Genomic DNA, 26,028 nt, shown 5'->3' with positions numbered 1-26,028 from the left:
GCCCTCGGTCAGCGGGTCTGCTGGGCGGGGACCCCGCGGGTGGCGGACTCGTCCTCGACGGGGGATCCGGCGGCCGCGACAGCGGCGCCCGTCAGCGTCGCGAGCATCTCCCGGACGTTGGTCAGCTGGGCGTTGATCGAGTCGCGGCGGTTGGTGAGCGCCGCCAGCTCGCGCTCCGATTCGCTGCGGATGCGGTCGGCCTTGGCGTTTGCGTCCGCCACGATGTCCTCGGCCTGCCGCTGAGCGGTCTCCACCGTCTGGCGGGCCCGGCGCTCGGCGTCCGTACGGAGCTTCTCCGCCTCCAGGCGCAGCTGCTCGGCGCGGTGCTCGATCTCCGCGAGGCGCTTCTCGGCCTTCGCCTGGCGGGACGCGAGGTCGCGCTCGGACTGCTCACGGCGCTTGGCGAGGTTGGTCTCGAAGTCCGCGGCGGCCTGAGCGGCCTTCGCGCGGGTCTCCTCGAAGAGGGCGTCCGCCTCCTCGCGCTTCTGCTGGGCGTCCTTCTGGGCGTCGGAGCGCAGTGTGCTCGCCTCGCCCTTGGCCTTCTCGACGATGCGGACGCCCTCGTCCTCGGCCTTCGCCTTGCGCTCGGCGGCGAAGGTCTCCGCGTCGTTGCGCACCTGCTGGGCGGCCGACTCGGCCAGCTCGCGGTGCTGCTCGGCGGCGCGGCGTGCCTCCTCGCGCAGGTCCTTCGCCTCCTCCTCGGCGAGGCGGAGGATCTTCTCGACGCGGGCGCCGAGACCGGCGTACGACGGCTCGGCGTCGTTGACCTGGGCCTGGGCGTTCTGCGTTTCGAGGTGGAGCTCCTCGATGCGCTTTTCCAGAGAGGTGATGCGGGCGAGAGCACTGTCACGGTCGGCGACGAGCTTCGTAATGCGGTCGTCCACCTGACCGCGGTCGTATCCACGTCGCACGAGCTCGAAGCCGAAGGGGGAGGAAGGGTCGCTCATGGGGTTCCTGTCGAATGAGACCGGTGAGGTGTTAGAGGGAATCCTAGGGGCCTGGGCGGCGTGTCAAAGTGAAGATGCCGCTTTGGTATGGAGAATGACACCCCTTTTGAGTGGCTGACCCTCGGAGCGCTTGCGACCCGAAGGCTTGAATGTTCACGGCTAAGTCCCTGGACCGCTACCCGTCCGACGCCTTGCCGCCCGGCCGCGTGCCTGCCGACGCACCGGCCTTGACGCCCCCGGCACCGCCCGACGCCTTGCCCGATCCACCCGGAGCCTCGAAAGATTCCAACGCCTCGAGGACGTCCTGGACACGGGAGATCTCGGTATTGATGTCCTCACGCCTGCGGACGAGCAGATCCAGCTCCCGCCTTCCCTCGTCCACCATCTGGCTCGCCTCGGCCTCGGCGTCCGCGCGGAGCTTCTCCGCGGCGCGGGTCAGCTCGGCCTTCTTGGTCTCCGCCTCCTTCAGGAGGGACTCGGCGCGCTTCACCGCGGCGATACGGACCTTGCTCGCCTCCGAATTGGCGTCGGCCAGCAGCTCCTTCGCCTTCGCCTCGGCCTCGGCCCGCTGCTCCGTCGCCGCCTTCATCAGCTTGTCGACGCGCTCGCCCGCCGTCTTCATCTGCTCGGAGGTCTCACGCCGGGCCCGCTCGTGGAGATCCTCGATCTCGGCCTCGATCCGCGCCCTGAGCTCCTCGGCACGCTCCCGGGTGGCGGTGGCGTCGCGCCGGGCGCCGACGAGCAGCTCGTCCGCGTCCGTACGCGCCCGCTCCACGAGGGAGTTGCCCTCGACCGTGGCGTCCGAGGTGATGCGGACCGCCTCGTTGCGTGCGGCGCCCACCATCCGGTCGGCCTGCTCCTCGGCCTCGGTGGCGGCACGCAGCGCCTCCTCCTGAGCCTTCGCGACGAGCTGGTCGGCCTGCTCGGCGGCGTCCGTACGCCGCTTCGCGGCCGCCTCACGCGCCTCGTCCAGCAGCCGGTCCGCCTCCTCACGGGTGCGGTCGGCGTGCTCCTCGGCGGAGCCGACGGTCCGCGCGGCCTCCGCGCGGAGCCGTTCGGCCTCGTCGGCCGCCTCGCCGACGGTGCGCTCGGCCTGCTCGGCCGCCTCCGCCCGGAGCCGCTCGCTCTCGCCCGTGGCCTCGGCCATGAGCCGGTCCGCCTGCGCCGCCGCCTCCGTGCGGATCCGGTTGGCGTCCTCGCGGGCCTCGCCCCGGGCGCGCGAGGCGTCCTGCTCCGCCGACGTCTTGGCGTCGGAAGCCTCCGTACGGATCCGCTGGCTGTACTCGGAGGCGTCCGAGCGCAGCTTCTCCGACTCCGTGATCGCCTCGGAGACCGTCCGCTCCGCCAGGGTCTTCGCGGCCTCCGACTCCTCGTGCGCGACCTGCCGCACGCGGTTGGCGTCCTCCGTGGCACGCTCGCGCTCGGCGTAGGCGTCGGAACGGACCCGGTCCGCCTCCTCCTGCGCCTCGGTCCGCGTGCGTTCCGCCGAGTGCTCGGCGGCGGACCGCAGACCGGAGATCTCCTCCTCGGCCTGCTCCTGCAACCCGGCCACGGAGTCCCGCACCTGCTGGGCGGTCTGCTCGGCCGCCGAGACCAGCTCGGCCGCCCGGCTCTCCGCCTCCTCGACCAGACGCTGGGCCTCGGCCTGCGCCTCCTCGACCCGCTTGCGGGCCGAGGCCAGCAGCTCCTCGCTCTGCTCGCGGGCCCGCTCGCGCTCCTGCTCCGCCTCGGCGCGCGCGGAGCCGAGGGCCTCCTCGGCGGCGCGGCGGCGGCGGTTGGCCTCCTCCTGGGCCGCGGCCAGGGCCTCCGCGGCCTCGGCGCCGACCCGCTCGGCGGCGGCCGCGGCCTCGGAGCGCACCCGGTCCGCGCTCTCCTGGGCCTCGTTCTTCAGGCGTTCGGCCTCGGCCGCCGCCTCGGAGCGCAGGCGTACGGCGACGGCCTCGCCCTCCGCGCGGGACCGCGCGGCGTCGGACGCGGCCTCGGTACGTACCGCCTCCGCCTCCGTGGCGGCCTGCTCCTGCAGCGTCCGTACCCGCTCGGCGGCCTCCGCGCGGAGCCGCTCGGACTCCTCGCCGGTCTCGCGGCGGACGCGCTCCGCCTCCGTGCGGGCCTCGCCGAGCGCCTCCTCGGCGGCGGTGACCCGTGACTCCGCCTCGGTGTGCAGCCGGGACAGCTCCTCGGCCGCCTCCGCCTTGCGCGCCTCGACGCCGCGCTCGGTCTCCTCGCGCAGCTCCTCGGCCGCGGTCTCAGCGGCGGCGGTCAGCGCGGCGGCCTGCTCCTCGGCCTCGGCGCGCAGCTGCTCGGCCTCGGCGCGGGCCCGTTCGAGGGCCTCCTCGGCCTGCTTGCGCAGCGTGGCGGCGCGCTCGGCGGCCTCGGCCTTGACCCGCTCGCTCTCGGTGCCGGCGGAGGCGCGCAGCTCCTCGGAGTCGGCCTTGGCCTTGGTGAGGAGCTCCTCCGCGGTGCGGGCACCCTCCTCGAGCTGCTGGACCGCCTCGCGGCGAGCCTCGCCGCGGATCCGCTCGCCCTCGGCCACGGCCTCGGAGCGCAGCTGTTCGGCCTCGCCGCGGAGCCGGCGGGCCTCCTCCTGCAGCTCGACCGTCTTGGCCCGGTACTCCTTGGTGTCGTCCTTGGCGGCGCCCTTGAGCTGGTCCGCCTGCTCCGCGGCCTCGCCACGCAGCCGGTCGGCCTCCGCCTCCGCCTCACGGCGGATCCGGTCGGCCTCCTCGCCCGCTGCCCTGGTCGTCGACCTGGCGTCCTCGGAGGCCTTGGTCAGGACCTCCTCCGCGCTGCGCGCCGCCTTGGCGAGCTGGGCGGCGGCGTCCTCCGCGGCGAGGGTACGGGCCTTCTCCGCTGCCTCGGCGACGACCCGCTCGGCCTCGGCCCGGGCGTCCACCAGGGCCTGCTCGGCCTCTTCCTTGAGGGTCTCCGCCTGCTTGGTGGCCTCGCCGACCAGCCGTGCGATCTCGGACTTCGCCGTACGGGTGCGCTGCTCGTTCTGCGACTCGGCGCCGGCCAGCCGCTTGACCGCGGCCTCCTTGGCCTCGGCGAGGACCTTCTCCGCCTCCAGCCGGGCCTCGCGCAGCCGGGTCTCGGCCTCCTGCATGCGCTGCTCGGCGGCGCGGTTCAGCTCCGCGGTCTGCTGCCGGGTCTGATCGGTCTCGGCCGTGGCCGTGGAGCGCAGCTGCTCGGCGTGGCTGGTGGCCTCCTGCGCCTGGGTGGACGCGGCGTCGAGCAGCCGCTCGGCGTCCCTGCGCGCCCGCAGCAGCGTGGCCTCGGCCTCGGCGCGGGCCGACTCCGCCTCGGAGCTGACCCGGCGCCGGGTCTCGTCCGCCAGCCGCGCCGCTTCGGCCCGCGCGGTGGCCAGCGACTGCTCGGACTCCGCCCGCGACTCGTCCAGGAGCCGGCGCGCCTGGGACTCGGTCCTGGCACGCAGCTGCTCGGCCCAGGCGACGTTCTCGTTGACGTGGGACTCGACGGTCTGACGGCGCTCCGCCAGCTCCTGGTCGAGCCGCTGGCGCCGCTGCACGGCCTCGGCGTGCAACTCGGCCTGCAGACGGGCCTGGTGCTCCGCGTGCTCCTGAAGGATCCGCTGGGTCTGCGCCCTCGCCTCACGCAGCTCGCGCTCGGCGTCGTTGCGCAGCTGGTCGGCCTGGATCTGCGCGTTGCGGAGCATCTGTTCGGCCTGGTAGCCGATGTCCGCACCGTCGTGCGCCGGACGGATCGCCAGACTGCGCCTCGCCTCGTGCAGCTTGGCGCGCAAGACCTCGACCTGGTAACCGAGGTCCTCGGCGTGCTGGACGGCCTTCTCCCGGTCGGTCTTCAGCCGGTCCATCTCGGCTTCGAACCGCGAGAGATGGTCGTCGTCAGCCCGGTGGCTCTGCTGGCTCTCGTAGCCCCGCACTGCGCGGTCCCATCCTTCCCCGAGCTCTCAACTCTGTTCGAGCGGGGAGACCCCAACCCTGGTCGCAAACTCCGAACGAGCACCGCTCGGCGGCGAACGGTCCCCCCGGGGAATGGTGACAGATCAACGGCGAGGACGTGGCACGGCCCCGACCCGGCCCCGGCCCGGAACCGCCCACTCTACCGGGCCGGGTATCGGTCGGGTCAGTGCTCCGTCGCCGAGGTGACCAGTTCGGTCAGTACGCCGTGGCAGTCCTTGGGGTGGAGGAAGGTGATGCGGGAGCCCATCGACCCCGTCCGGGGCTCGTCGTACAGCACCCGTACGCCCTTTCCGCGGATGTCCGAGGAGTCGGCGTCGACGTCGGCGGTCCCGAAGGCGATGTGGTGCACGCCCTCACCGTTCTTCGCCAGCCACTTGCCGACGGCCGAGTCCTCACGGGTCGGCTCCAGCAACTGGAGGTAGGAGGCCCCGCCGTCGGAGGTCTCGTTGATCTTCAGCATGGCCTCGCGCACACCCTGCTCCTCGTTGATCTCGGAGTGGTGCACCTCGAAGCCGTACGTCGCGCGGTAGAACTCCACCGTCCTGTCGAGGTCGAAGCAGGCAATTCCGATGTGGTCGATTCGCGTCAGCATGGAACCAGTGCAGCGCCCCGGTGATGGTTACGCAACGTGCGCGCGATCACACCGACAGGCGGATGACGGGCGCCGTACCGCTCAGTACATTCGGGTAAACCCTCGTTCACAACCGATCCCAAGGGGCTGTGCCTCATGTCTGGAACGACCGGAACCACCTCAGTGATCGTCGCGGGCGCGCGCACGCCCATGGGCCGGCTCCTCGGCTCGCTGAAGAGCTTCTCCGGGGCCGACCTCGGAGGCGTCGCCATCAAGGCCGCGCTGGACCGGGCCGGCATCGGCGGCGACCAGGTCGAGTATGTGATCATGGGACAGGTGCTGCAGGCCGGGGCAGGGCAGATCCCGGCACGCCAGGCCGCGGTCAAGGCGGGAATCCCGCTGAACGTCCCCGCGCTCACCGTCAACAAGGTGTGCCTCTCGGGCCTCGACGCGATCGCGCTGGCCGACCAGCTGATCCGGGCCGGAGAGTTCGACGTCGTGGTGGCCGGCGGCCAGGAGTCCATGACCAATGCCCCGCACCTGCTCCCGAAGTCCCGTGAGGGCTACAAGTACGGCGCGGTCGAGATGCTCGACTCGATGGCGTACGACGGTCTGACGGACGCCTACGAGAACATCCCGATGGGCGAGTCCACCGAGAAGCACAACACCCGCCTCGGCCTGGACCGCGCGGCCCAGGACGAGATCGGCGCCCTGTCCCACCAGCGGGCGGCGGCGGCCCAGAAGAACGGCGTCTTCGAGGCCGAGATCACCCCGGTGGAGATCCCGCAGCGCAAGGGCGACCCGGTCCTCTTCTCCAAGGACGAGGGCATCCGCGCCGAGACGACCGTCGAGTCCCTCGGAAAGCTGCGCCCGGCGTTCACCAAGGACGGCACGATCACCGCGGGCACCTCCTCGCAGATCTCGGACGGTGCCGCGGCCGTCGTCGTCATGAGCAAGGCCAAGGCCGAGGAGCTGGGCCTGGACTGGATCGCCGAGATCGGCGCCCACGGCAACGTGGCCGGACCGGACAACTCGCTCCAGTCGCAGCCCTCCAACGCCATCCGGCACGCCCTGAAGAAGGAGGGCATCGGCGTCGAGGACCTCGACCTGATCGAGATCAACGAGGCGTTCGCCGCCGTCGCGGTCCAGTCGATGAAGGACCTCGGCGTCACCTCCGACAAGGTGAACGTGAACGGTGGCGCGATCGCGCTCGGTCACCCCATCGGGATGTCCGGCGCCCGTGTGGTGCTGCACCTCGCGCTGGAGCTCAAGCGGCGCGGCGGCGGCACCGGAGCGGCGGCGCTCTGCGGCGGCGGCGGCCAGGGCGACGCGTTGATCATCCGCGTACCGGGCAAGTAGTACTCCCTACGAGCGAGCAGGAGGCCGAGCGTGAAGGTGGACGTCCCCACCCTGGTCGAGCAGGCGCGTGAGGGCAGGCCGCGTGCGGTGGCCCGGCTCATCTCCCTGGTGGAGGGGGCGTCGCCGCAGCTGCGCGCGGTGATGGCCGCCCTGGCTCCGCTGGCGGGCCGGGCCTACGTCGTCGGCCTGACCGGATCGCCGGGTGTCGGCAAGTCCACCTCCACCTCGGCGCTGGTCTCCGCCTACCGGAAGGCCGGAAAACGGGTCGGGGTCCTGGCCGTCGACCCGTCCTCGCCGTTCTCCGGCGGCGCGTTGCTCGGGGACCGGGTCCGGATGTCGGAACACGCCTCCGACCCGGGGGTCTACATCCGCTCGATGGCCACGCGCGGCCACCTGGGCGGGCTGGCCTGGTCCGCGCCCCAGGCGATCCGGGTGCTGGACGCGGCGGGGTGCGACGTGATCCTCGTGGAGACGGTGGGGGTGGGCCAGTCGGAGGTGGAGATCGCCTCCCAGGCCGACACCTCCGTCGTCCTCCTCGCACCGGGCATGGGGGACGGGATCCAGGCCGCGAAGGCCGGAATCCTGGAGATCGGCGACGTGTACGTCGTCAACAAGGCGGACCGGGACGGCGCGGACGCCACCGCCAGGGAGCTCAACCACATGCTGGGTCTCGGGGAGTCGCGGGGGCCCGGTGACTGGCGCCCGCCGATCGTGAAGACGGTCGCCGCCCGGGGCGAGGGCATCGACGAGGTCGTCGAGGCGCTCGAGAAGCACCGGGCGTGGATGGAGGAGCACGGTGTCCTCGCGGAGCGGCGCACCGCGCGCGCGGCCCGCGAGGTCGAGACGATCGCCGTAACGGCGCTCCGCGAACGGATCGCCGATCTGCACGGCGACCGCCGGCTGGACGCGCTCGCCGAACGGATCGTGGCCGGAGAGCTCGACCCGTACGCGGCGGCGGACGAGCTGGTGGCGGGACTCACCGGGTCGAACTGAGCTCCCGGGGCGGCGTGCGGGCCGCCCCGGTGGGCGTGTCGCGCCACCGTCATGTGGCGGCGCGGATCAGTCGTCGTCGCGGTCCACCGTGACCTCGGCGGTCGTGGCGTCGACGCGGAGCTCGTGTTCCTGGCCGCCCTTGCCGATGACGTCGACGTCCCAGTGCGGCGCGCGGCCCCTGCCGCGGTCGTCGTCATCGTCGTCGTCCAGGTCCACCGACGTCACCGTGCCGGGCTGCGTGCCGAGCGCCGCCTTCACCGCGGCGTCCAGGGACACGGCCGCCGAGCGCGGCGCGTGCCGGTCGCGGTCGTCGTTGTCGTCCTCGCGGTCGGAGAGCACCGTGCCCTTCTCCGCGTCCACCCTCACGTCGTGCCAGACCTTGTCCGAGCCGTGGACGTCGAGCTCCCAGACGGTGCGCGAGCCCTCGTCGTCATCGTCCAGCTCGGCCTCGGTGACCGTCCCGGGGACGGCCTTCAGCGCGGCGCCCACGGCGCTGTCGAGGTCTGCCCGCCCGCTCTTCGCGGTCTCGGATCCCCCCGCGGCCCGGTCCGCCGATACCGGACGGCCGTCCGTCCCGCTGCCGTCGGAGTCCGCGAAGGCGACGGTCGTGGCGATGCCTCCGCCGACGAGCACGGCCGCGGTGAGGGCGGCGACGGCGATGTTGCGCTTCATGCTGGGTTCCTCTCCGGTGAAATGTGTCTGCGACGGGAATCACGGTGCGGGAATGACCCTGAACGCAGCCTGAAGCCGCCTGAAGGTCTCTTCAGGTCCGGTGCGGGAAGCTGTCCCCATGCGCCTGTTGATCGTGGAGGACGAGAAGCGCCTCGCCACGTCCCTCGCGAAGGGGCTCACCGCCGAGGGGTTCGCCGTCGACGTCGTGCACGACGGCCTGGAGGGCCTGCACCTGGCCGGTCAGGGGCTCCACGACCTCGTGGTGCTCGACATCATGCTGCCCGGGATGAACGGCTACCGGATCTGCGCCGCGCTGCGCGCGGCCGGACACGAGACGCCGATCCTGATGCTGACGGCCAAGGACGGTGAGTACGACGAGGCGGAGGGCCTGGACACCGGCGCCGACGACTATCTGACCAAGCCGTTCTCGTACGTCGTGCTCGTCGCCCGGATCCGGGCGCTGCTGCGCCGCCGCGGAGGCTCCGCCTCGCCGGTGCTGACCGCGGGCACGCTGCGGATGGACACCGCCGCCCGGCGCGTCCACCGGGGCGACGAGGAAGTGGCGCTCACCGCGAAGGAGTTCGCCGTCCTGGAACAGCTGGTGACGAGAGCCGGCGAGGTGGTCAGCAAGGGCGACATCCTGGAGCACGTCTGGGACTTCGCGTACGACGGGGACCCGAACATCGTCGAGGTCTACATCAGCACGCTGCGTCGCAAACTGGGCCCCGCTTCGATCCGCACCGTACGGGGCGCCGGCTACCGGCTGGAGGCACTGTGAGGTCGGTACGCGCCAGGGCCGCCCTGGGGGCCACCCTGGTCGTGGCAGTCGCCCTGACCGCCGCGGGCCTGGCCGTCCTGCTGGTCCTGCGCGGCAACCTGACGGACCGGGCGGGCCTGGAGGCCGAGGTGACCGCCCGCGAGGTCGCCGGGGAGCTGGCCCTGGGCACCCCGTACGCGGAGCTGGAGCTGGACGACGCGGACAGCCACCCCGTCCAGGTGACCGACGAGGAGGGGCGCGTGGTCGCCGCGTCCGAGGACCTGGAGGAGATCTCAGGGACGGGCACTGCGGCGGACCGTCCGGCTCCCTCGGCGCAGGTCCCCGCCCCGGCCCCCGACGGCGATGACGACGACCAGGACGAGGACGGGGAAGACCCGGGCAGGGGGGAGGTGTCCACCGACACACCCGACTTCGTGAACGGCACCGCCACCGTCGACGGCGAGTCGCAGGAGTACCGGTTCGCCGCCGTCGAGGCGACCACCAGGCAGGGCGTGACCCTGACCGTCCACGCGGGTGCGCCGCTCGCGGCCGAGCAGGAGGCCGTGAACACGGTGCGCACCTCCATGCTGACCGGGCTCCCGGTCATGCTGCTCGTCGTCGCGGGGGTGACCTGGCTGGTGACCCGGCGCGCGCTGCGGCCCGTCGAGGGCATCCGGCGGGAGCTGGCCGCGATCACCGCCTCCGAGGACCTCGCGAGGCGGGTGCCCGAGCCGGAATCGCGTGACGAGATCGCGCGGCTGGCCCGTACGACCAACGAGACCCTGGCCGTCCTGGAGGAGTCGGTCGGCCGGCAGCGGCGCTTCGTGGCCGACGCCTCGCACGAGCTGCGCAGCCCGATCGCCTCGCTCCGTACGCAGTTGGAGGTGGGCGCGGCTCATCCGGAGCTGCTGGACGTGCCGGGGGCGGTCGAGGACACCGTACGTCTGCAGGCGCTCGCGGCCGATCTGCTGCTGCTCGCGCGGCTGGACGCGGGGGAGCGACCTGGGCGCACGGCGGTGGATCTGGGGGCGCTGGTCCGTGAGGAGGTCTCCCAGCGTGTGGCGGACCGCATTCCGCCGCAGGTGTCCGTGGCGGATCCGGGGCCGTTCGAAGTCGCCGGTTCGCGGCAGCAGCTGGCGCGGGTGATCGGCAACCTGCTGGACAACGCGGAGCGCCACGCGGAGCGTTCGGTGGCGTTGTCGGTCCGGGCCGAGCGGCAGGCCGTGATCGTCGAGGTCACCGACGACGGCACGGGCGTGCCCGAGGCCGAGCGGGACCGGATCTTCGAACGCTTCGTGCGACTGGACGACGCCCGCGCCCGGGACGACGGCGGCGCCGGGCTCGGCCTGGCCATCGCCCGTGACGTGGCCGTCCGGCACGGGGGTACGCTCGCGGCGGGCACGGCGGCGGGCGGCGGCGCACGGTTCACCCTGCGGCTCCCGGCCGCTCCCGGGCCCGTGCGGTGACCGGCAGGCTGCCGCCGGGGGCTACGGCTTGCCGCGGCGCCCGCGCAGGTGATCGGCGATCGGGGTCAGCGACGCGTGCAGGGCGGCGAGTTCCTCGGGCGACAGAAGGTCCACGAAGTGCCTGCGGACCGACTCGACGTGGTGGGGCGCGACCTTCCGCATCGTCTCGCCGCCGAGGTCCGTGAGCACCGCGAACAGGCCGCGCCGGTCGGACTCGCAGTGCTGGCGCCGCACCAGGCCGGCGTTCTCCATGCGGGTGATCTGGTGCGAGAGCCTGCTCTTCGACTGGAGGGTGGCGGCGGCGAGATCACTCATCCGCATCCGCTGGTCCTCCGACTCCGAGAGATTGACCAGGATCTCGTAGTCGTTCATGGTCAGGCCGAACGGCTGGAGGTCCTTCTCCAGCTGATGCGTCAGCAGCCTGCTGACGTCGAGGTGGGTGCGCCAGGCGCACTGCTCCGCGTCGGTCAGCCAGCGAGTGGCCGTCTCGGTCTCCATGTATGGATTCTACCTAAGAAGTTGAAAGCCGGACGAAGTGTGGGGTGTGACACCGCGCACGCGTTCGCCCGGCGTCACACTCCGCAGACTACCGTTCACAGCCCGAAGCGACGCTGGAGGTCCCCCAGCTGACCAGGCATGCGGGGGGTGGAGCCATGTTGACCGCCGGGTCCCGGCCCGCCGCCGGGGACGCCCGGCTGGTGCGGGACCGCGCCGGTCGCCTGCTCTGGCATCAGCACCTCGGTCGACTGCAGCAGTACCGTACCCGCGCCGACGAACTCGAACTGGTGCTCCTCGCCCGAGGTGCCGCCGATCCCGGTGAGCGAGCGGAGTCCGCCCATCACCCCGGTCATGTAGCCGTGGTCGTAGTGGTGGCAGGGCGACGGGCAGTCCGCCCACCCCACCAGGGCCTGCGGGTCCACCCGCAGCGGCGGCTCCATGAAGACCACCGGCCCGTTGGACGCGGCGACGAACTTCCCCGTCCCGATCAGGGTCAGGAACCCCGGCACGATCGACTGCTTCAGGGCCAGTGTCGGCTGGTACGCCAGCAGGTTGCCGGACCGGATCGTGAGGTTCCCGTCCTCCAGGTCGAAGGAGTTCACGTCGAAGGCCCGGTCCGCGAGGAGCATCTTCCCGCTGCCCTCGGCCACCACCCAGTCGCTCGCGTGCAGCGGGGAGTGGAAGCTCGTACGGATCAGGCCCTCGAAACGGCCGTGCCCGATGCCGCTGAAGTCGATCTGCCCGTAGTAGGCGATCATCTTGCCCTTCTGCAGGAACCACCGGCTCCCCTTGAGCTCCACGCAGAAGGTGTACGCGTTGACGTTGTCGTCCACCGGCAGCGTCATCGGGTCGAAAACCACCGGGGTGCTCACAGCTTCTCCTCCGACGCCTGGACGTACACCGCACCGTTGCCGTCGAGCTCCAACTGGAAGGCCTCGCCGGAACCCCGCCCCACCATGTCGCGCCAGCCGAGCGCGGTGGACAGCTTGTTGGTCACGTCCCCGTGGTGCGCGACGTACGCCTGCGGGTCCACGTGGACCGGCCGTCCCGGGGTGATCGGGAGCTCGATCACACCGCCGTGCGCCATGACGGCGACAGCGCCGTGCCCCTTGAGCGTCGTCGTGAACAGGCCCTGTCCGGTGACCTGGCCGCGCACCATGCCCATCACCCCGCCCTGCGAGCCCATGAACATGGTGCCCTGCTGGAGCGTCCCGTCGAAGGCGAGCAGCCGGTCGGCCTCGACGTAGAGGGTGTCGCCCGCCAGGTTGATCACCTGGATGTGGTGCCCTCCGTGGCCGAACATCACCGTGCCGCTGCCCTCGACCGTCATCAGGGGGGTGGCCTCGTTCGCCACGCGCCGGCCGATCATCGACGCGAGACCGCCCTGGCCGCCCTGGATGTTCGGGGTGAAGGAGACCTCGCCCCGGTACGCGATCATCGCTCCCCGCTGGCTGTACATCTTCAGTCCGGGGCTCACCAGGGCCTCGACCATCTTCGAGTTGATCTCACGGAACGGCATCAGACGTCACCCCCGACGGTGTTCCGCTCGCTGGGCTGGACGTACACGAGGCCGTCGCCCTCGAAGCGGATCTGGAAGGACTCCCCGGAGCCCTCGCCCATCAGCGTCCTGAAGTTCACCCCGGACTGGAAGTGCTGCTGGAGCCTGCCCTGGTGGGCGATGTAGGCACCGGGGTCGACGTTCAGGGGGTACTGGGGCGTCACCCGCAGGACGACGGCCGAACCGTCCGACATGATCGCCGCCTGTCCGGTCCCCTCGACGGTCGTGGTGAACAGCCCGTTGCCCGTCGCACCGCCGCGCAGGCCCGTGAAGGTGGTGCCGGTGCGCAGACCCGCGTCGGTGGCCAGCAGGTTGCTGGCCTCGACGTAGAGCGTCTCGCCGCGCAGCGAGACGAGGTTGATCTCGCTCGCGCGGTCGGCGAAGTAGCAGGTGCCCTGGCCGTTCACCTCCATCATCACCATCTGCTCGCCGGTCAGCCTCCGGGTCACCATGCCGCGGAGACCGTCACCGCCGCCGGACAACTTCTTGAACGCCATCCGGCCGTCGTACGCGACCATCGAGCCGTTCTTCGCTTTCACGGCATCGCCCGTCAGGTCGACGGCGAGCGTCTTGCTGCCTTGGAGTCGGAACATCGCCACGGAGCGAAGGTATCGGCACAGGGGTACGGCCGACCAGGGCCCGTCGTCCCGTTCCGTCCCTGATATGCCCCTGAAATGCACCGGTACGTTCCCCGGGGGCCGGGCCCGGACCCCCCGCCGTCGCGGGTCGCGGACGATGCCACAATGGGAAGGCTTGTGCCCGCGTTCACAAGCCGACACGCCCCTCCCACCGAAGGTGCCCTCGTGGACATCAAGACCGCTTCCGCCCTGCACCGGCTGCGCCTCATCTCGCTTCCCGAGGCGCTGTCCTTCCCGGCGCTGCTCATCTTCGGCTCGCTGCTCATGCGGGTCTCGGACATCGACTTCCTCATGCCGCCCCTGGGCGCGCTGCACGGCCTTCTCTTCACGATCTACGTGATCTTCCTCGTGGACGTCTGGGTCAAGGCCAAGTGGCCCCTCAAGCGTGTCGCCCTGTTCTTCCTCCTCGCCGTCGTGCCGTTCGGCGGTCTCTACGGCGAGAAGCTGCTGAAGAAGTACGAGGCCGACGGTGTCATCGCCGCCCGCGCCCGCGCCGAGGGCACGGTGAACGCGTGATCGTCGCCTTCTCCGTCAGTCCGCTGGGCGTCGGCGAGGACGTCGGTGAGTACGTCGCCGACGCCGTCCGGGTCGTCCGTGAGTCGGGCCTGCCCAACCGCACCGACGCGATGTTCACCTCCGTCGAGGGGGAATGGGACGAGGTCATGGACGTCGTCAAGCGCGCAGTCGCCGCGGTGGAGGCGCGCGCGGGCCGTGTCTCCCTGGTGCTGAAGGCCGACATCCGGCCGGGCGTCACCGACGGTCTCACCTCGAAGGTCGAGACCGTGGAGAGGTACCTCGCGGACTGACGCGTCGTCGCACACGCCCCACGCGCACGAAGAGCCCCCGGCCCCCGGGGGCTCTTTCCGTTCGGGTCACGAAATCCCCTCACTTGGACCTGTCGGGTCGACATGTGACGGTTCCTCCCTTTTTCTGTGGGGATACCGGCATGTCCGACCATGGGAGGCGTGATGCCGTCGGAGGGACAGGACCACGACAGCCGCTGCCGTCTCGCGGGACCGCTCGCGCGGCAGCCGGCCACGGCGGAGTACCGGGCGGAGCCCCGCGGCGGGATGCGCGTGCCGGCACACCGAATAGGAGCCGCTCTCCTCGCGGCCCTCGCCCCGCCCCTCGCCGGAGCGCTGCTGATCCACCTGCTGTGGCCCACCCGGTGGACCGGGCAGGGCGCCTGGCCGGTCGTCGCCGATTCCGCCTCGCTCCTCGTCGCCTGTCCGGCCGAACTCGTCCTGCTGGTGCACGCGGCGGCCGTCGTCCATGCCGCCCTGGTGGCGGGCGATCCGGTCCCGGCGGCCCCCCTGACCGGCACCCGGGCCGCCTTCCTCGTCACGTACGTGCCCGGCGCGGAGGCCCTCTCCGGGGTGCGGGCCACCCTGGAGGGCGCCGTACGCATGCGGCCCCCGGGGCCCCTGGACGTGTGGCTGCTCGACGAGGGGGACGACCCCGAGGCCAGGATGCTCTGCGCGGAGCTCGGCGTGCACCACTTCACCCGCCTCGGCGTGCCCGAGTGGAACACGGAGACGGGACCCCACCGCGCCTGGACCCGGCACGGGAACCTCAACGCCTGGCTCGCCAAGCACGGCGGCGACCACGACGTCCTCGTGTCCGTCGCACCCGGGTACGTGCCCCTGCCCGAGCTGCTGGAACGGATGACGGGCCACTTCCGCGACCCCTCCGTGGCCTTCGTCGTCGGACCGGAGGCGGGACGCGGCGGCGGAGCAGCGCTCACCGGCGCCGCGGGGAGCGGACGGCGTCTGCGGGCGCTCGTCCAGCGCGCGGGCAACCGCTACGGCACCCCCCTCCTCGACGGGGCCGCCACCGCCGTCCGCATCGAGGCGCTGCGCCGGGCCGGCGGCTTCCGGGACTCCGCCGCCGGTGACCTGGCCACGGGTTTCGAGATGCACCGGCTGCGCGATCCGGACACCGGCGGGTACCAGGACTCCGTCCGGATCCCGGAGGAGGTCGTCATGGCCACCGGGGACACGTCCGCCGCCCGCGCGGACATCTCCGGACGGCGGCCGGGAGAGGCTTACGGGGCACTCCTGCGGAGTTGGGCGGACGAGCTGTTCACGATGCCCCCCGGCCGGCTCCTCACCTGCACGCTCACGCTCCTGCGCCGCCCCGTCGCCGTGGTCACCTGGCTGCTCGCGGGCCTGAGCCTCGTGGTCGCGTGCACCCACACCGGGAGGGGCCTGTGGGCCGTGCTTCCCGTCCTCGCCGCACTCGTGCCGGCGGCCGTGCACACCGCGGCCGTGCTGCGCGACCGGACAGACCCTCGGCGCCGGCCCGGCACGGCCCTCCCCGCCAGGGAGAGGACCGCGCCGGCGACCACCCCGGCCGGAGGCAACTGAGCCTCGCTCAGGCCTCCTGCGCCGCCAGCGCGATACCCAGCGGGGTGCGCTCGTACAGCACCTGGTGGCCGTACCGCCGGGAGGTGAGCAGGCCGGCCGCGCGCAGCACCGACAGGTGCTCCGAGACGGAGGACACGGCCAGCGACAGGCGGTGCGCCAGGGTGCTCGTCCCGGCCGGCTCACCGAGGGCGCACAGGACGTCGGCGCGGGAGCGTCCCAGCAGCCGGGCGAGGGCGTCCGGCGTCCGGTCGCCCGGCTCGGTCCACAGTCCGCCGATGCCGCGCGCCGGGTAGATCACCGCGGGCTGCCAGGGGGCCTCGTACCCGCCGATCACATCGGGCCAGGCGAAGACGCTGGGCATCAGGACCAGGCCCTGCCCGCCGAGTACGCGGCTGTGGTTCCCCCGGGTGCCGGCCACCGTCAGCGTCGAGTCCGCCCAGCGCAGCTGGGGGCTGATGTCGCCGAGCAGCCGCTCGAATCCGACCTCGGCGAGGCGGCGGGAGTGGAAGGCGACATCCGCCTCCAGCAGAGCCCGCAGCCGGGGCCAGTGCGGCTCGACCATCACGTGCCAGGCCTGCTCGAGAAGGTCCGCCAGCTCCTGGACGGCGCGCCCGGGGTCGGCCAGCATCCGGCGCCCGGCGTCGGACCGCAGCCCGCCGGGGGTGTCGGCGAGCGCCAGCTCGATGTCAGCGCGGGCCGTGGCCGGATCGGTCGCGCGTACGCCCGCGATCTCCTCGGCGAAGGTGGCGAGCGGGCCGAGCGGCGGCGGGCAGACGAAGTCCGGGTTGTAGCCGGCGTCCGGCATCAGCAGCCACAGCGGCGTGAGGTCCAGCCCCGCCGCGTCCCGCCCGATCCGCCGGAGCCAGGGCAGGTGGTAGCCGTGCCGGGCCGGGCGGTTGAGGGTGCGCACCGCCTCCTGGGTCTCCCAGAGCGGTGAGAGCGCGAAGCGGACGCGGAGCAGATCGCTCTCGTCGAAGTGCAGATGGAACGGCATCGGTCCCTCAGGATTCGGCGTGAGCCGAAAGACTACGATCCGGCCGGACCGCCCGCCAGGCTGCCCCCATGCCTCAGGACACCACGACGGGCGCGACCCGTGAGAACCCCGCCGGCGCCCCGCCCACGCAGCCTCCCGCCCCGCCCGGACCCGGGACGGACGGCGGACCGGGCGGCTACCGCGCCGTGTTCGCCGTACGGGAGTTCCGGGCGGTCTTCGCCGCGCATCTGCTCTCCCTCCTCGGCGTCGTCGTCAGCGAACTCGCGCTCACCGTGCTCGTCTACGACCTCACCGCCTCGCCCCTGCTCTCGGCCCTCACCTTCGCGCTGGGCTTCCTCCCCTACGTCGTCGGCGGCACGCTCTTCGCGGGGGTCGCCGACCGCTACCCCGCACGCCGGGTCCTGGTCACCTGCGACCTGATCTGCGCCGCCTGTGTGGCGGTGATGGTCCTCCCGGGCACCCCGGTCGGAGCGCTCCTCGCCCTGCGCTGCGTGGTGGCCGCGGTTGCTCCCGTCTTCACCGGGACCCGTACGGCCGCTCTCGCCGACGTGCTCGGGGAGGGCGACCTCTTCGTCCTGGGCCGCTCGCTGCTGCGGCTCGTCTCGCAGAGTGCCCTGCTCGTCGGTTTCGGCGTGGGCGGCGCGCTGCTCACCGTGCTGTCCCCCCGTGCGGCGATCACCATCACGGTGCTCACCTTCCTCTGCTCCGCGGTCCTGCTCCGCCTGGGCACCTTGGACAGGCCGGCCAGGGGCGGCGCCGGCGGCACCCTGGTGAAGGAGTCCTTCGCGGGCGCCCGTGCCGTCCTCGGTGACCGGCGCACCCGCGGGCTGCTCCTGCTCTTCTGGGTGCCCGCCTTCTTCGTGGTGGCCCCGGAGGCCCTGGCGGCGCCCTACGCCGAAGCGATCGGCGCCGGCCCCGCCGGTGTCGGGCTGCTGATGGGGGCGATGGCCGTCGGCCACATCGGCGCCGAGCTGTACGTGGGCACCGCTCTCGGCCCCGCGGCCCGCTCCCGGATCGTCCTGCCGGTCGCCGCCCTCGGCCTGGTCCCCCTCGCGTTCTACGCCTTCCGCCCCGGTACGGCCCTGTCCCTGGGGGTCCTGGTACTCACGGGGGCCGGGGCGGCGTACGTCATCGGGCTGGACCAGTGGTTCGTCGACGCGGTCCCCGAAGAGCTCCGGGGGCGGGCCATGACCCTTCTCACCGCCGGCCTGATGACGGTCCAGGGGCTCGGCATGGCCCTCGCGGGACTGGCGGCCGAATTCCTTCCGGTGCACCAGGTGGTGGCGTACTCAGGGGCGATCGGCACGGCCTGCACGCTCGCGCTCGTCGTCGAGGTCCGTAGAACGCGTGTCCGGTACCGAAGTGCGAGACAGGGCTGACCGCCATGTGACCAGTGGGTAAGGTCGTGGCGTGCCGAAGCCGCTCAGCCTCCCCTTCGATCCCATCGCCCGTGCCGAGGAACTCTGGCACCGGCGATGGGGGCCGGTGCCCTCCATGGGCGCGATCACCTCGATCATGCGCGCGCAGCAGATCCTGCTCGCGGAGGTGGACGCGGTGGTCAAACCGTACGGACTGACCTTCGCCCGGTACGAGGCGCTCGTCCTGCTCACCTTCTCGCAGGCCGGCGAGCTGCCCATGTCGAAGATCGGCGAGCGCCTGATGGTCCACCCCACGTCGGTGACCAACACGGTCGACCGGCTGGTGCGCTCCGGGCTGGTGGACAAGCGCCCCAACCCCAACGACGGGCGCGGCACGCTGGCCTCGATCACGGACAAGGGCCGTGAGGTCGTCGAGGCGGCCAGCCAGGACCTGATGGCGATGGACTTCGGGCTCGGCGCCTACGACGACGACGAGTGCGCGGAGATCTTCGCCATGCTGCGGCCGCTGAGGGTGGCGGCCCAGGACTTCGAGGAGAAGTAGCGGGCGTTCCCTCCGGGCCGCCCGGGCGCGGGGAGCGAGGGCCGGGGTGCCGCAAGATCGCCCCGGGTGTCCGGTTACGCTCGATGGCATGAAACGCAGTGTGCTGACCCGATACCGGGTGATGGCCTACGTCACCGCCGTGATGCTGTTGATCCTTTGCGTGAGCATGATCTTCAAGTACGGCTTCGGCACGGGTGAGAACGTGACGCTCGTCGTCTCGCAGATCCACGGTGTCCTCTACATCATCTACCTGATCTTCGCCTTCGACCTGGGCTCCAAGGCGAAGTGGCCGGTCGGCAAGCTGCTCTGGGTGCTGATCTCCGGCACCATCCCGACCGCGGCGTTCTTCGTCGAGCGCAGGATCGTCCGCGAGGTCGAGCCGCTGATCGCCGACGGTTCGCCGCAGGCCGTCAAGGCCTGACGCGCACCACCCGAACCGCCCCGCGCGAAGCGCCGGGCGGTTTGCCGTCGACATTTACTAGGACGTCCTAGTAAATTTGTCGGCATGGACGCTCATGCGATCGAGGAAGGCCGCCGGCGCTGGCAGGCCCGTTACGACAAGGCCCGCAAGCGCGACGCGGACTTCACCACGCTCTCCGGAGATCCCGTGGAGCCGGTCTACGGCCCCCGCCCCGGTGACACCTACGAGGGGTTCGAACGGATCGGCTGGCCCGGTGAGTACCCCTTCACCAGGGGTCTGCACGCCACCGGGTACCGGGGCCGCACCTGGACCATCCGCCAGTTCGCCGGCTTCGGCAACGCCGAGCAGACCAACGAGCGGTACAAGACCATCCTGGCCAACGGCGGGGGCGGCCTGAGCGTCGCCTTCGACATGCCCACCCTGATGGGCCGGGACTCCGACGACCCCCGCTCGCTCGGCGAGGTCGGCCACTGCGGCGTCGCGATCGACTCGGCCGCCGACATGGAGGTCCTGTTCGGGGACATCCCGCTGGGCGACGTCACCACCTCCATGACGATCAGCGGTCCGGCCGTCCCGGTCTTCTGCATGTACCTGGTCGCGGCCGAACGTCAGGGCGTAGACCCGGCGGTGCTCAACGGCACGCTCCAGACGGACATCTTCAAGGAGTACATCGCGCAGAAGGAGTGGCTCTTCCAGCCCGAGCCCCATCTGCGCCTCATCGGCGACCTGATGGAGCACTGCGCCGGGGAGATCCCCGCCTACAAGCCGCTCTCCGTCTCCGGTTACCACATCCGCGAGGCCGGTGCCACGGCCGCGCAGGAGCTGGCGTACACCCTCGCCGACGGCTTCGGATACGTGGAGCTCGGCCTCTCCCGCGGGCTCGACGTCGACGTCTTCGCCCCCGGGCTCTCCTTCTTCTTCGACGCACACCTCGACTTCTTCGAGGAGATCGCCAAGTTCCGCGCCGCCCGCCGGATCTGGGCCCGCTGGATGAAGGAGACGTACGGCGCGAAGACCGACAAGGCGCAGTGGCTCCGCTTCCACACCCAGACCGCGGGTGTGTCGCTGACCGCGCAACAGCCGTACAACAACGTCGTGCGCACCGCCGTGGAGGCGCTCTCCGCCGTGCTCGGAGGCACCAACTCCCTCCACACCAACGCCCTGGACGAGACGCTCGCCCTCCCGTCCGAGCAGGCCGCCGAGATCGCCCTGCGTACCCAGCAGGTGCTGATGGAGGAGACCAACGTCGCCAACGTCGCCGACCCGCTGGGCGGTTCCTGGTACGTCGAGCAGCTCACCGACCGCATCGAGGCCGACGCGGAGAAGATCTTCGAGCAGATCAAGGAGCGGGGGACCCGCGCCCACCCGGACGGCAAGCACCCGATCGGGCCGATGACCTCGGGCATCCTGCGCGGCATCGAGGACGGCTGGTTCACCGGTGAGACGGCGGAGTCCGCCTTCAGGTACCAGCAGTCGCTGGAGAAGGGCGAGAAGCGGGTCGTCGGGGTGAACGTCCACCACGGCTCCGTCACCGGGGACCTGGAGATCCTCAGGGTCAGCCACGAGGTCGAGCGCGAGCAGGTGCGCGTGCTCGCCGGGCGTAAGGCGGACCGGCAGGAGGCGAAGGTCCGGGACGCGCTGGACGCGATGCTGGCCGCGGCGCGCGACGGATCGAACATGATCGGCCCGATGCTGGAAGCGGTACGGGCCGAGGCGACGCTCGGAGAGATCTGCGGGGTGCTGCGCGACGAGTGGGGCGTCTACACCGAGCCGCCCGGCTTCTGACGGTGCGACGCGGCCTCGCCGGGGGCGGGCTCAGCCCTGCGGGGAGGTCGCCGAGCCCAGTCCGGAGAGCAGCAGCACGGTGAAGCGCCGGGCCCAGTCGGCGTCGACGGGCTCGGCGCTCACCAGCGCCCGGTGGACGACCGCGCCGGCGATCACGTCGAAGATCAGGTCGGCTGTGCGTGCCGCCACCGCCGGGTCGGGCTCGGCGGGAAGCTCACCGCGCCCCGTCGCCCGCTCACGTCCCTCCAGCACCAGCCGTTTCTGCCGGGCCACGATCGAGTTCCGTATCCGGTCCCGCAGGGCCTCGTCACGCGTCGACTCGGCGACGACCGCCATCAGCGCGGTCTTGGTCTCGGGCCGCTCCAGCAGCGCCGCGAACTGCAGGACGACCGCCTCCACATCGGCCGCGAGGCTCCCGAGGTCCGGCAGTTCCAGTTCGTCGAAAAGTACCGCCACCGCGTCCACGACCAGCTCGTTCTTGCCGGCCCAGCGGCGGTAGAGGGTCGTCTTGGCCACCCCGGCCCGCGTCGCCACATCGCCCATCGTCAGCTTCGACCAGCCGAGGTCGACCAGCGACGCACGCGTCGCCTCCAGGATCGCGGCGTCGGCCTCGGCGCTGCGGGGACGCCCGGATCGGGAGGGTTCGGTAGGGCTGCGGCTCAGCATGCGGGTGACCATACCGGCCGGTAAGGAGAAGTGACCGGCCCGGGAACGGGTGAGACAGATCACCGCGCGCTCTTGCCCGACAGGGGGTGGGGGCAGTTACGCTACGGCTCGTAGCGTAAGAAGACGACGGTGCGCCCGTCGTCGCGCCACGACCGATCGACAGCCACAGGCACCGGGTGGGGACCCGGTGCCGAACACGGGGCGTTCAGGGCCCCGGAACCGTTCTCCGTCCGCGCGTCACGCACTCCGGTGTGGCCGAGGACGGGGGCTGTTCACGGATCGCTTTCCGGAACGGTGCGCACAGGGGGGAGGATGTACGTATGCAGCCTAGGAACATGTCCATGAGCGGCGTCGTCGACCTCGCCGCTGTGAAGGCGGCCGGCGACGCCAAGGCGAAGGCCGAGCAGGCCCGCGCTGAGTCCGCCCGCCAGGGCGGCGGCGGTGCCGTGTCCCCCGCCTCCCTGGTGATCGACGTCGACGAGGCGGGCTTCGAGTCCGACGTCCTCCAGCGGTCCACCGAAGTGCCCGTCGTCATCGACTTCTGGGCCGAGTGGTGCGAGCCGTGCAAGCAGCTCGGCCCGCTGCTGGAGCGCCTCGCCGTCGAGTACAACGGCCGCTTCGTGCTGGCCAAGGTCGATGTCGACGCCAACCAGATGCTGATGCAGCAGTTCGGCATCCAGGGCATCCCGGCGGTCTTCGCCGTGGTGGCCGGCCAGGCCCTCCCGCTCTTCCAGGGCGCCGCCCCCGAGAGCCAGATCCGTCAGACGCTGGACCAGCTGATCCAGGTCGGCGAGGAGCGCTTCGGTCTCACCGGGATCGTCGTCGACGCCGACGCGGCGGACGGTGCCGAGCAGGGCGCTCCCGCCGAGCTCCCCCCGGGGCCGTACGACGCGCAGCTGGAGACGGCCGCGCAGGCGCTGGACGCCAACGACTTCGACGGCGCGGTTCGCGCGTACAAGGGCATCCTGTCCGACGACCCGGTGAACACCGAGGCGAAGCTGGGGCTCGCGCAGGCCGAACTGCTCGGCCGGGTCGCGGTCATGGACGCGCAGCAGGTACGCAAGGAGGCCGCGGAGAACCCGGCCGCGCCGGCCGAGCAGATGGCCGCCGCCGACCTCGACCTCGTCGGCGGTCACGTGGAGGACGCCTTCGGCCGGCTCGTGGAGACGGTCCGCCGCACCTTCGGCGACGACCGGGACGCCGTACGGCTCCGGCTCCTCGAACTCTTCGAGGTGATCGGCCCCGACGACCCCCGGGTCACCGCGGCGCGGACGGCGCTCGCGAGGGTCTTGTTCTGATGTGACAACACGGCCGTGGAGCCCTCGGGGCGCCACGGCCGTTTTCGCGGGCGAACGACAAGGAACACCGCCGCTTTACCAAAACTTGATAAAAGTACGTACTGTTACTGCCAGTAAAGCGCCTCCTCGGGTCTGTCCCGTTTCGGACAGTAATGCGACCGTTCGCACGCCCCTTCGGTGCCACCCTGTGTGGCCGTTCGGTACCCCTTTGTCGTGCACGGGTTATCGGGTCGTTACCAGTGAGTAACGACCCCCCTTGTGTCACGGCCGCGAATGCACCACGATCGGCCACGCTCGGTCCAATACCCGCCGGTCCGACGGCCAGTCGGCACAGGTGGGTCCGTTGGGTCCCCACCGAGTGGTCGGCGGCAGTGGCGCCGATCGCGGACAGGGGGGTTCCTGCCCCTGGGCAGGGCCTGTCCGAACCGGTCGCGCAGACGCGCGGTCAGTGGTTGTCGCTCGGGGGTGATCGCCGGTGATTCGGACGCGGTACGCGCTTCCGGTCCGGGCGCTCTCCTTCCCGAGGACGTAGCACTTCTCCCATCCCAGGGCGGGCACGAAGCCCGTACCGGAGATGTACGTCCGAGAAGGAGGAATTACATGAGTTCTCAGGTTCGCGGTGGTACGAGATGGAAGCGTTTCGCTCTGGTCATGGTGCCGAGCGTCGTCGCGACCGCCGCGGTCGGCGTCGGCCTGGCGCAGGGCGCGCTCGCCGCGTCGTTCAGCGTCTCCGGCCAGAGCTTCAAGGTCTCCACCGACAAGCTCGTCGGTGAGGACTTCGTCCAGTACGGCAGTGTCGCGGTCGGCAAGGACCTCAAGGGCAACGACGCGGCGCACCCGGTGGCCGTGTCGGGCTTCAGCAAGGCCACGATCACGAACATGTGCCAGTCGGTGGTCACCCCCGACCTGCCCTTCGGTCTCGGCAGCGTCAGCCTTCAGCTGAAGGCCGGCACCGACCCGAAGAAGCCGGTCGAGGCGACCAACCTGTACCTCGACGTCGCACAGCTCGACGCGGACGCGTACTTCGAGCAGATCGACATCGGCGTCGCCGCCGGTTCGGTCGGCAAGCCCGGCATCCAGTCCGGTACGGAGAAGGCCGTCAACCCGAACGGCTTCGCCCAGCGCGCCAAGACGGCGACGCTGTCCAACGTGGAGCAGACGGCCTGGGCGACCACGGCCGGCACGTTCAAGCTCAGCAACCTGAGCCTGAAGCTGCACAAGGGCGTCAAGGAGTGCTTCTAGCACTCGCCCGGGTGGCCGTGAGCTCCGTGAGGGTCTCCGGCCACCCACCCCTTCTCTTCTCACAGCAGTACCGGTTCCAGGGAGCTGTTTTCCATGAGCCCCGAGTCCACAGGGCAGAACGAGCACTACCTCACCGTCTACCGGCGGGGATTCCGCACCTGGCGGGGTAACCGGCCGTTCTGGGCGGGCCTGTTCACCATCCTGGGTGGTCTACCCATCGCGTACTTCCCGTACGCCAACATGCACCTCGGCAACATGACGATCGCGATGTCCACCACCGCCGGTGCGGGGTCGCTGATCATCGGGGTCCTGCTCATCACGCTGGGTCTCACGATGTGGTTCCACCACATCGTGCGGGTGTTCGCCGGTGTGGCCGCGATCCTGCTCGCACTCATCTCCATACCCGTCGCCAACATAGGCGGCTTCATCATCGGCTTCCTCTTCTCCCTCCTGGGCGGAGCCCTCTCCATCGCCTGGGCCCCGGCCGAGGCGAAGGCCGCGGGGACCCCCGGAGCGGCGATGTCCGAGGACGGCGCCCCCCAGGCAGGCCAGGAGCCTCAGGAAGCGGCCGAGGCGCCGCGGAAGCCGGGTTTCTTCCAGGTGGCGGAGGCAGACGGCGGGAGGCACCGTGCGGGGTGACGACGGGCAGACGAACGAACTCGGGCCCGAGGACCTCTCCGAGCGAAGAGGGCCCCGCCACGCGGCTCCGAGGAAGTCACTCCTGACGAAGCTCCACATGCCGGCCGGTAAGAAGGCATTCGCGCTCGCCGCGATGCCGACGGCCGTCTTCGTCGGGATGGGGCTGACCCCCAGGCTGGCCATGGCCGACGACAACCCGGACATCCCCTTCGCCCCCGGGCCGTGCGTGACCCGGTCGGACGAGCCGTCCGAGTCGCAGGATCCCGAGGAGAAGCCGACCCCGGACGCCACCCCGTCCGACGAGGCCGGCAAGGACGGCTCCGGCAAGGACGACGCCGGTTCCGCGGACGAGGACGGTGGCTCGACCGCCACCCCGAAGCCCTCCGAGAGCGCCTCGGCGTCCGAGGAGAGCGGCGCGGAGGACAAGACCGCCACCGCGGCGACCCCCGAGCCCACGAAGTCGAAGAACCCCCTCGACCCGCTGGGTGTCGGAGACGCGCTCAAGGACCTCTTCGACGGACCCGACAAGGAGACGGCCGAGCCGGCTCCCGAGGAGACACCCCCGAGCGAGGAGCCGTCCGCCGACGCCACCACCAAGCCGGTGGAGAAGGCCGCGGAGGGCGCGAAGGACACGGTCGACAAGACCACCGACGCCATCCGTGACGCCGCCGAGAAGGCGGGCAAGGACGTCGAGGAGCTCGACGACGACGTCAAGGGCCTCGACCCGGTGAAGGACGAGGACATCCCGGACGGCGCCAAGGAGCGCTTCCCGTGCCCGACCGCCGACCCCGAGGCGCTCGCCGCGGCCGACCTGGAGCAGGGCATCCCGCTGCTCCCGGACGACCCGTGGACGCTGGAGACCTCCAAGCTCACGCTGACCGGGCTCGACTACCACGGCATCGTCGAGGTGAAGACGTACAACGGCAGCATCAAGAAGGTGCTGAAGTTCACCGCCGACACCATCGACATCAGGGACCTGCACCAGCTGACGAAGGGTCCGGCCGGAACCACCGGGCACGTCAAGGCGGAGGAGGGCTCGACCTCCACCATCCGCAACGGCACGGTGACGATGTACACGGAGAGCCTGAAGGGCAACCTCTTCGGGATCATCCCGATCACCTTCAGCCCGGAGACCCCGCCGCCGCTGAACGTTCCGTTCGCCTTCTTCACCAACGCCACGGTGAAGCAGGCCGGACAGTTCGGCGGTTCGCTCAAGGTCCCCGGTCTGCAGAACTACTTCACCGGCGGCAACAGCTGACCCGGTGATCCGGACCCGTCCGGGAGCCGCACACGACGG

Annotated in this window: 25 protein-coding genes; 15 read left to right on the top strand and 10 right to left on the bottom strand. The window is 71.5% G+C overall.

What is annotated here, in order from left to right; all coding sequences use genetic code 11:
- Nucleotides 1-8 precede the first annotated feature (8 nt).
- From ACGFNN_RS10095 to mce, 3 genes are all read right to left on the bottom strand, one after another.
- Nucleotides 9-947 carry a cellulose-binding protein gene (locus tag ACGFNN_RS10095; RefSeq protein WP_362542222.1) on the bottom strand — a complete coding sequence of 313 codons (939 nt, stop codon included), beginning with the start codon at nt 945-947 and terminating at the stop codon, nt 9-11.
- 175 nt (nt 948-1,122) lie between these two features.
- Nucleotides 1,123-4,848 (bottom strand): polarized growth protein Scy, encoded by a 3,726-nt coding sequence (scy, locus tag ACGFNN_RS10090; RefSeq protein WP_393554509.1) that lies wholly within the window; start codon nt 4,846-4,848, stop codon nt 1,123-1,125.
- Nucleotides 4,849-5,051: 203 nt separating this feature from the next.
- On the bottom strand, nt 5,052-5,480 hold the full coding sequence (gene mce, locus ACGFNN_RS10085; RefSeq protein WP_362665388.1) for a methylmalonyl-CoA epimerase: 429 nt from the start codon (nt 5,478-5,480) through the stop codon (nt 5,052-5,054).
- Nucleotides 5,481-5,615: 135 nt separating this feature from the next.
- Here mce and ACGFNN_RS10080 point away from each other — a divergent pair, with 135 nt between their 5' ends.
- Nucleotides 5,616-6,818, top strand: coding sequence for an acetyl-CoA C-acetyltransferase (locus tag ACGFNN_RS10080; RefSeq protein ID WP_393554507.1), 1,203 nt, complete (start codon nt 5,616-5,618; stop codon nt 6,816-6,818).
- A 30-nt stretch (nt 6,819-6,848) separates the two neighbouring features.
- Nucleotides 6,849-7,811, top strand: a complete 963-nt coding sequence (gene meaB / locus ACGFNN_RS10075) for a methylmalonyl Co-A mutase-associated GTPase MeaB (protein WP_393554505.1) — start codon at nt 6,849-6,851, stop codon at nt 7,809-7,811.
- Nucleotides 7,812-7,877: 66 nt separating this feature from the next.
- Here the strand turns inward: meaB and ACGFNN_RS10070 are convergent, their stop codons facing one another.
- The gene (locus tag ACGFNN_RS10070; RefSeq protein ID WP_393554503.1) at nt 7,878-8,483 is read right to left on the bottom strand and encodes a PepSY domain-containing protein; all 606 of its coding nucleotides are present in this window, start codon (nt 8,481-8,483) and stop codon (nt 7,878-7,880) included.
- Between the two features lie 118 nt (nt 8,484-8,601).
- On the opposite strand from ACGFNN_RS10070, the gene ACGFNN_RS10065 reads away from it, so the two are divergent.
- Both ACGFNN_RS10065 and ACGFNN_RS10060 read left to right on the top strand, forming a co-directional pair.
- Nucleotides 8,602-9,261, top strand: a complete 660-nt coding sequence (locus tag ACGFNN_RS10065) for a response regulator transcription factor (protein WP_393554501.1) — start codon at nt 8,602-8,604, stop codon at nt 9,259-9,261.
- On the top strand, nt 9,258-10,706 hold the full coding sequence (locus ACGFNN_RS10060) for an ATP-binding protein (RefSeq protein ID WP_393554499.1): 1,449 nt from the start codon (nt 9,258-9,260) through the stop codon (nt 10,704-10,706). The genes ACGFNN_RS10065 and ACGFNN_RS10060 overlap by 4 nt, the downstream gene beginning before the upstream one ends.
- Before the next feature lie 21 nt (nt 10,707-10,727).
- Here the strand turns inward: ACGFNN_RS10060 and ACGFNN_RS10055 are convergent, their stop codons facing one another.
- The 4 genes from ACGFNN_RS10055 to ACGFNN_RS10040 all read right to left on the bottom strand — a co-directional run bounded on the left by ACGFNN_RS10055 (nt 10,728) and on the right by ACGFNN_RS10040 (nt 13,355).
- On the bottom strand, nt 10,728-11,204 hold the full coding sequence (locus ACGFNN_RS10055) for a MarR family transcriptional regulator (protein ID WP_362542193.1): 477 nt from the start codon (nt 11,202-11,204) through the stop codon (nt 10,728-10,730).
- 95 nt (nt 11,205-11,299) lie between these two features.
- Nucleotides 11,300-12,076, bottom strand: coding sequence for an AIM24 family protein (locus tag ACGFNN_RS10050; RefSeq protein ID WP_362665372.1), 777 nt, complete (start codon nt 12,074-12,076; stop codon nt 11,300-11,302).
- Nucleotides 12,073-12,723 (bottom strand): AIM24 family protein, encoded by a 651-nt coding sequence (locus ACGFNN_RS10045; protein ID WP_393554497.1) that lies wholly within the window; start codon nt 12,721-12,723, stop codon nt 12,073-12,075. The genes ACGFNN_RS10050 and ACGFNN_RS10045 overlap by 4 nt, the downstream gene beginning before the upstream one ends.
- Nucleotides 12,723-13,355: an AIM24 family protein gene (locus ACGFNN_RS10040; RefSeq protein ID WP_365527363.1), complete on the bottom strand. Its 633-nt coding sequence runs from the start codon at nt 13,353-13,355 to the stop codon at nt 12,723-12,725. The genes ACGFNN_RS10045 and ACGFNN_RS10040 overlap by 1 nt, the downstream gene beginning before the upstream one ends.
- 210 nt (nt 13,356-13,565) lie before the next feature.
- On the opposite strand from ACGFNN_RS10040, the gene ACGFNN_RS10035 reads away from it, so the two are divergent.
- The 3 genes from ACGFNN_RS10035 to ACGFNN_RS10025 all read left to right on the top strand — a co-directional run bounded on the left by ACGFNN_RS10035 (nt 13,566) and on the right by ACGFNN_RS10025 (nt 15,766).
- Nucleotides 13,566-13,916, top strand: coding sequence for a DUF3817 domain-containing protein (locus tag ACGFNN_RS10035; RefSeq protein ID WP_362665368.1), 351 nt, complete (start codon nt 13,566-13,568; stop codon nt 13,914-13,916).
- Nucleotides 13,913-14,206 (top strand): MTH1187 family thiamine-binding protein, encoded by a 294-nt coding sequence (locus tag ACGFNN_RS10030; protein WP_014048385.1) that lies wholly within the window; start codon nt 13,913-13,915, stop codon nt 14,204-14,206. The genes ACGFNN_RS10035 and ACGFNN_RS10030 overlap by 4 nt, the downstream gene beginning before the upstream one ends.
- A gap of 162 nt (nt 14,207-14,368) precedes the next feature.
- Nucleotides 14,369-15,766, top strand: coding sequence for a glycosyl transferase (locus tag ACGFNN_RS10025; RefSeq protein ID WP_393554494.1), 1,398 nt, complete (start codon nt 14,369-14,371; stop codon nt 15,764-15,766).
- Between the two features lie 7 nt (nt 15,767-15,773).
- Here ACGFNN_RS10025 and ACGFNN_RS10020 read toward each other — a convergent pair whose 3' ends face one another.
- Nucleotides 15,774-16,760: a DUF5937 family protein gene (locus ACGFNN_RS10020; RefSeq protein WP_393554492.1), complete on the bottom strand. Its 987-nt coding sequence runs from the start codon at nt 16,758-16,760 to the stop codon at nt 15,774-15,776.
- 68 nt (nt 16,761-16,828) lie between these two features.
- On the opposite strand from ACGFNN_RS10020, the gene ACGFNN_RS10015 reads away from it, so the two are divergent.
- The 4 genes from ACGFNN_RS10015 (at nt 16,829) to ACGFNN_RS10000 (ending at nt 20,886) form a co-directional block, all read left to right on the top strand.
- Complete coding sequence (locus ACGFNN_RS10015; RefSeq protein WP_393554490.1) at nt 16,829-18,139, top strand: MFS transporter; 1,311 nt, start codon at nt 16,829-16,831, stop codon at nt 18,137-18,139.
- Nucleotides 18,140-18,170: 31 nt separating this feature from the next.
- Nucleotides 18,171-18,680 (top strand): MarR family winged helix-turn-helix transcriptional regulator, encoded by a 510-nt coding sequence (locus tag ACGFNN_RS10010; protein WP_393554488.1) that lies wholly within the window; start codon nt 18,171-18,173, stop codon nt 18,678-18,680.
- Between the two features lie 88 nt (nt 18,681-18,768).
- Complete coding sequence (locus tag ACGFNN_RS10005; protein WP_362542172.1) at nt 18,769-19,101, top strand: DUF3817 domain-containing protein; 333 nt, start codon at nt 18,769-18,771, stop codon at nt 19,099-19,101.
- A gap of 84 nt (nt 19,102-19,185) precedes the next feature.
- Nucleotides 19,186-20,886, top strand: coding sequence for a methylmalonyl-CoA mutase (locus tag ACGFNN_RS10000; RefSeq protein WP_393554486.1), 1,701 nt, complete (start codon nt 19,186-19,188; stop codon nt 20,884-20,886).
- 30 nt (nt 20,887-20,916) lie between these two features.
- Here ACGFNN_RS10000 and ACGFNN_RS09995 read toward each other — a convergent pair whose 3' ends face one another.
- A complete protein-coding gene (locus ACGFNN_RS09995) occupies nt 20,917-21,552 on the bottom strand; it encodes a TetR/AcrR family transcriptional regulator (RefSeq protein ID WP_362542166.1) in 636 nt (211 codons plus the stop codon).
- A 320-nt stretch (nt 21,553-21,872) separates the two neighbouring features.
- On the opposite strand from ACGFNN_RS09995, the gene ACGFNN_RS09990 reads away from it, so the two are divergent.
- From ACGFNN_RS09990 to ACGFNN_RS09975, 4 genes are all read left to right on the top strand, one after another.
- A complete protein-coding gene (locus tag ACGFNN_RS09990; RefSeq protein WP_393554484.1) occupies nt 21,873-22,850 on the top strand; it encodes a tetratricopeptide repeat protein in 978 nt (325 codons plus the stop codon).
- A gap of 600 nt (nt 22,851-23,450) precedes the next feature.
- Nucleotides 23,451-24,092 (top strand): DUF6230 family protein, encoded by a 642-nt coding sequence (locus ACGFNN_RS09985; protein ID WP_014154006.1) that lies wholly within the window; start codon nt 23,451-23,453, stop codon nt 24,090-24,092.
- Nucleotides 24,093-24,185: 93 nt separating this feature from the next.
- Complete coding sequence (locus ACGFNN_RS09980) at nt 24,186-24,731, top strand: DUF6114 domain-containing protein (protein ID WP_393554482.1); 546 nt, start codon at nt 24,186-24,188, stop codon at nt 24,729-24,731.
- A complete protein-coding gene (locus tag ACGFNN_RS09975) occupies nt 24,721-25,989 on the top strand; it encodes a hypothetical protein (RefSeq protein ID WP_393554480.1) in 1,269 nt (422 codons plus the stop codon). The genes ACGFNN_RS09980 and ACGFNN_RS09975 overlap by 11 nt, the downstream gene beginning before the upstream one ends.
- Nucleotides 25,990-26,028 lie beyond the last annotated feature (39 nt).

Origin of the sequence: Streptomyces sp. NPDC048590 (genome assembly GCF_043199535.1) — a bacterium.
GTDB lineage: Bacteria > Actinomycetota > Actinomycetes > Streptomycetales > Streptomycetaceae > Streptomyces.
This window is presented reverse-complemented; position numbering and strand designations above follow the sequence as displayed.

Excerpts from the sequence above, each read along its gene's own strand:
- ACGFNN_RS10040 (WP_365527363.1), bottom strand. The coding sequence starts at position 13,355 with ATGTTCCGACTCCAAGGCAGCAAGACGCTCGCCGTCGACCTGACGGGC.
- ACGFNN_RS10070 (WP_393554503.1), bottom strand. The coding sequence starts at position 8,483 with ATGAAGCGCAACATCGCCGTCGCCGCCCTCACCGCGGCCGTGCTCGTC.
- ACGFNN_RS09995 (WP_362542166.1), bottom strand. The coding sequence starts at position 21,552 with ATGCTGAGCCGCAGCCCTACCGAACCCTCCCGATCCGGGCGTCCCCGC.
- ACGFNN_RS10045 (WP_393554497.1), bottom strand. The coding sequence starts at position 12,723 with ATGCCGTTCCGTGAGATCAACTCGAAGATGGTCGAGGCCCTGGTGAGC.
- ACGFNN_RS10065 (WP_393554501.1), top strand. The coding sequence starts at position 8,602 with ATGCGCCTGTTGATCGTGGAGGACGAGAAGCGCCTCGCCACGTCCCTC.
- ACGFNN_RS10095 (WP_362542222.1), bottom strand. The coding sequence starts at position 947 with ATGAGCGACCCTTCCTCCCCCTTCGGCTTCGAGCTCGTGCGACGTGGA.
- ACGFNN_RS10000 (WP_393554486.1), top strand. The coding sequence starts at position 19,186 with ATGGACGCTCATGCGATCGAGGAAGGCCGCCGGCGCTGGCAGGCCCGT.
- mce (WP_362665388.1), bottom strand. The coding sequence starts at position 5,480 with ATGCTGACGCGAATCGACCACATCGGAATTGCCTGCTTCGACCTCGAC.
- ACGFNN_RS09980 (WP_393554482.1), top strand. The coding sequence starts at position 24,186 with ATGAGCCCCGAGTCCACAGGGCAGAACGAGCACTACCTCACCGTCTAC.
- ACGFNN_RS10055 (WP_362542193.1), bottom strand. The coding sequence starts at position 11,204 with ATGGAGACCGAGACGGCCACTCGCTGGCTGACCGACGCGGAGCAGTGC.
- ACGFNN_RS10005 (WP_362542172.1), top strand. The coding sequence starts at position 18,769 with ATGAAACGCAGTGTGCTGACCCGATACCGGGTGATGGCCTACGTCACC.
- ACGFNN_RS10015 (WP_393554490.1), top strand. The coding sequence starts at position 16,829 with ATGCCTCAGGACACCACGACGGGCGCGACCCGTGAGAACCCCGCCGGC.
- ACGFNN_RS09990 (WP_393554484.1), top strand. The coding sequence starts at position 21,873 with ATGCAGCCTAGGAACATGTCCATGAGCGGCGTCGTCGACCTCGCCGCT.
- ACGFNN_RS10020 (WP_393554492.1), bottom strand. The coding sequence starts at position 16,760 with ATGCCGTTCCATCTGCACTTCGACGAGAGCGATCTGCTCCGCGTCCGC.
- ACGFNN_RS10080 (WP_393554507.1), top strand. The coding sequence starts at position 5,616 with ATGTCTGGAACGACCGGAACCACCTCAGTGATCGTCGCGGGCGCGCGC.
- ACGFNN_RS10025 (WP_393554494.1), top strand. The coding sequence starts at position 14,369 with ATGCCGTCGGAGGGACAGGACCACGACAGCCGCTGCCGTCTCGCGGGA.
- ACGFNN_RS09985 (WP_014154006.1), top strand. The coding sequence starts at position 23,451 with ATGAGTTCTCAGGTTCGCGGTGGTACGAGATGGAAGCGTTTCGCTCTG.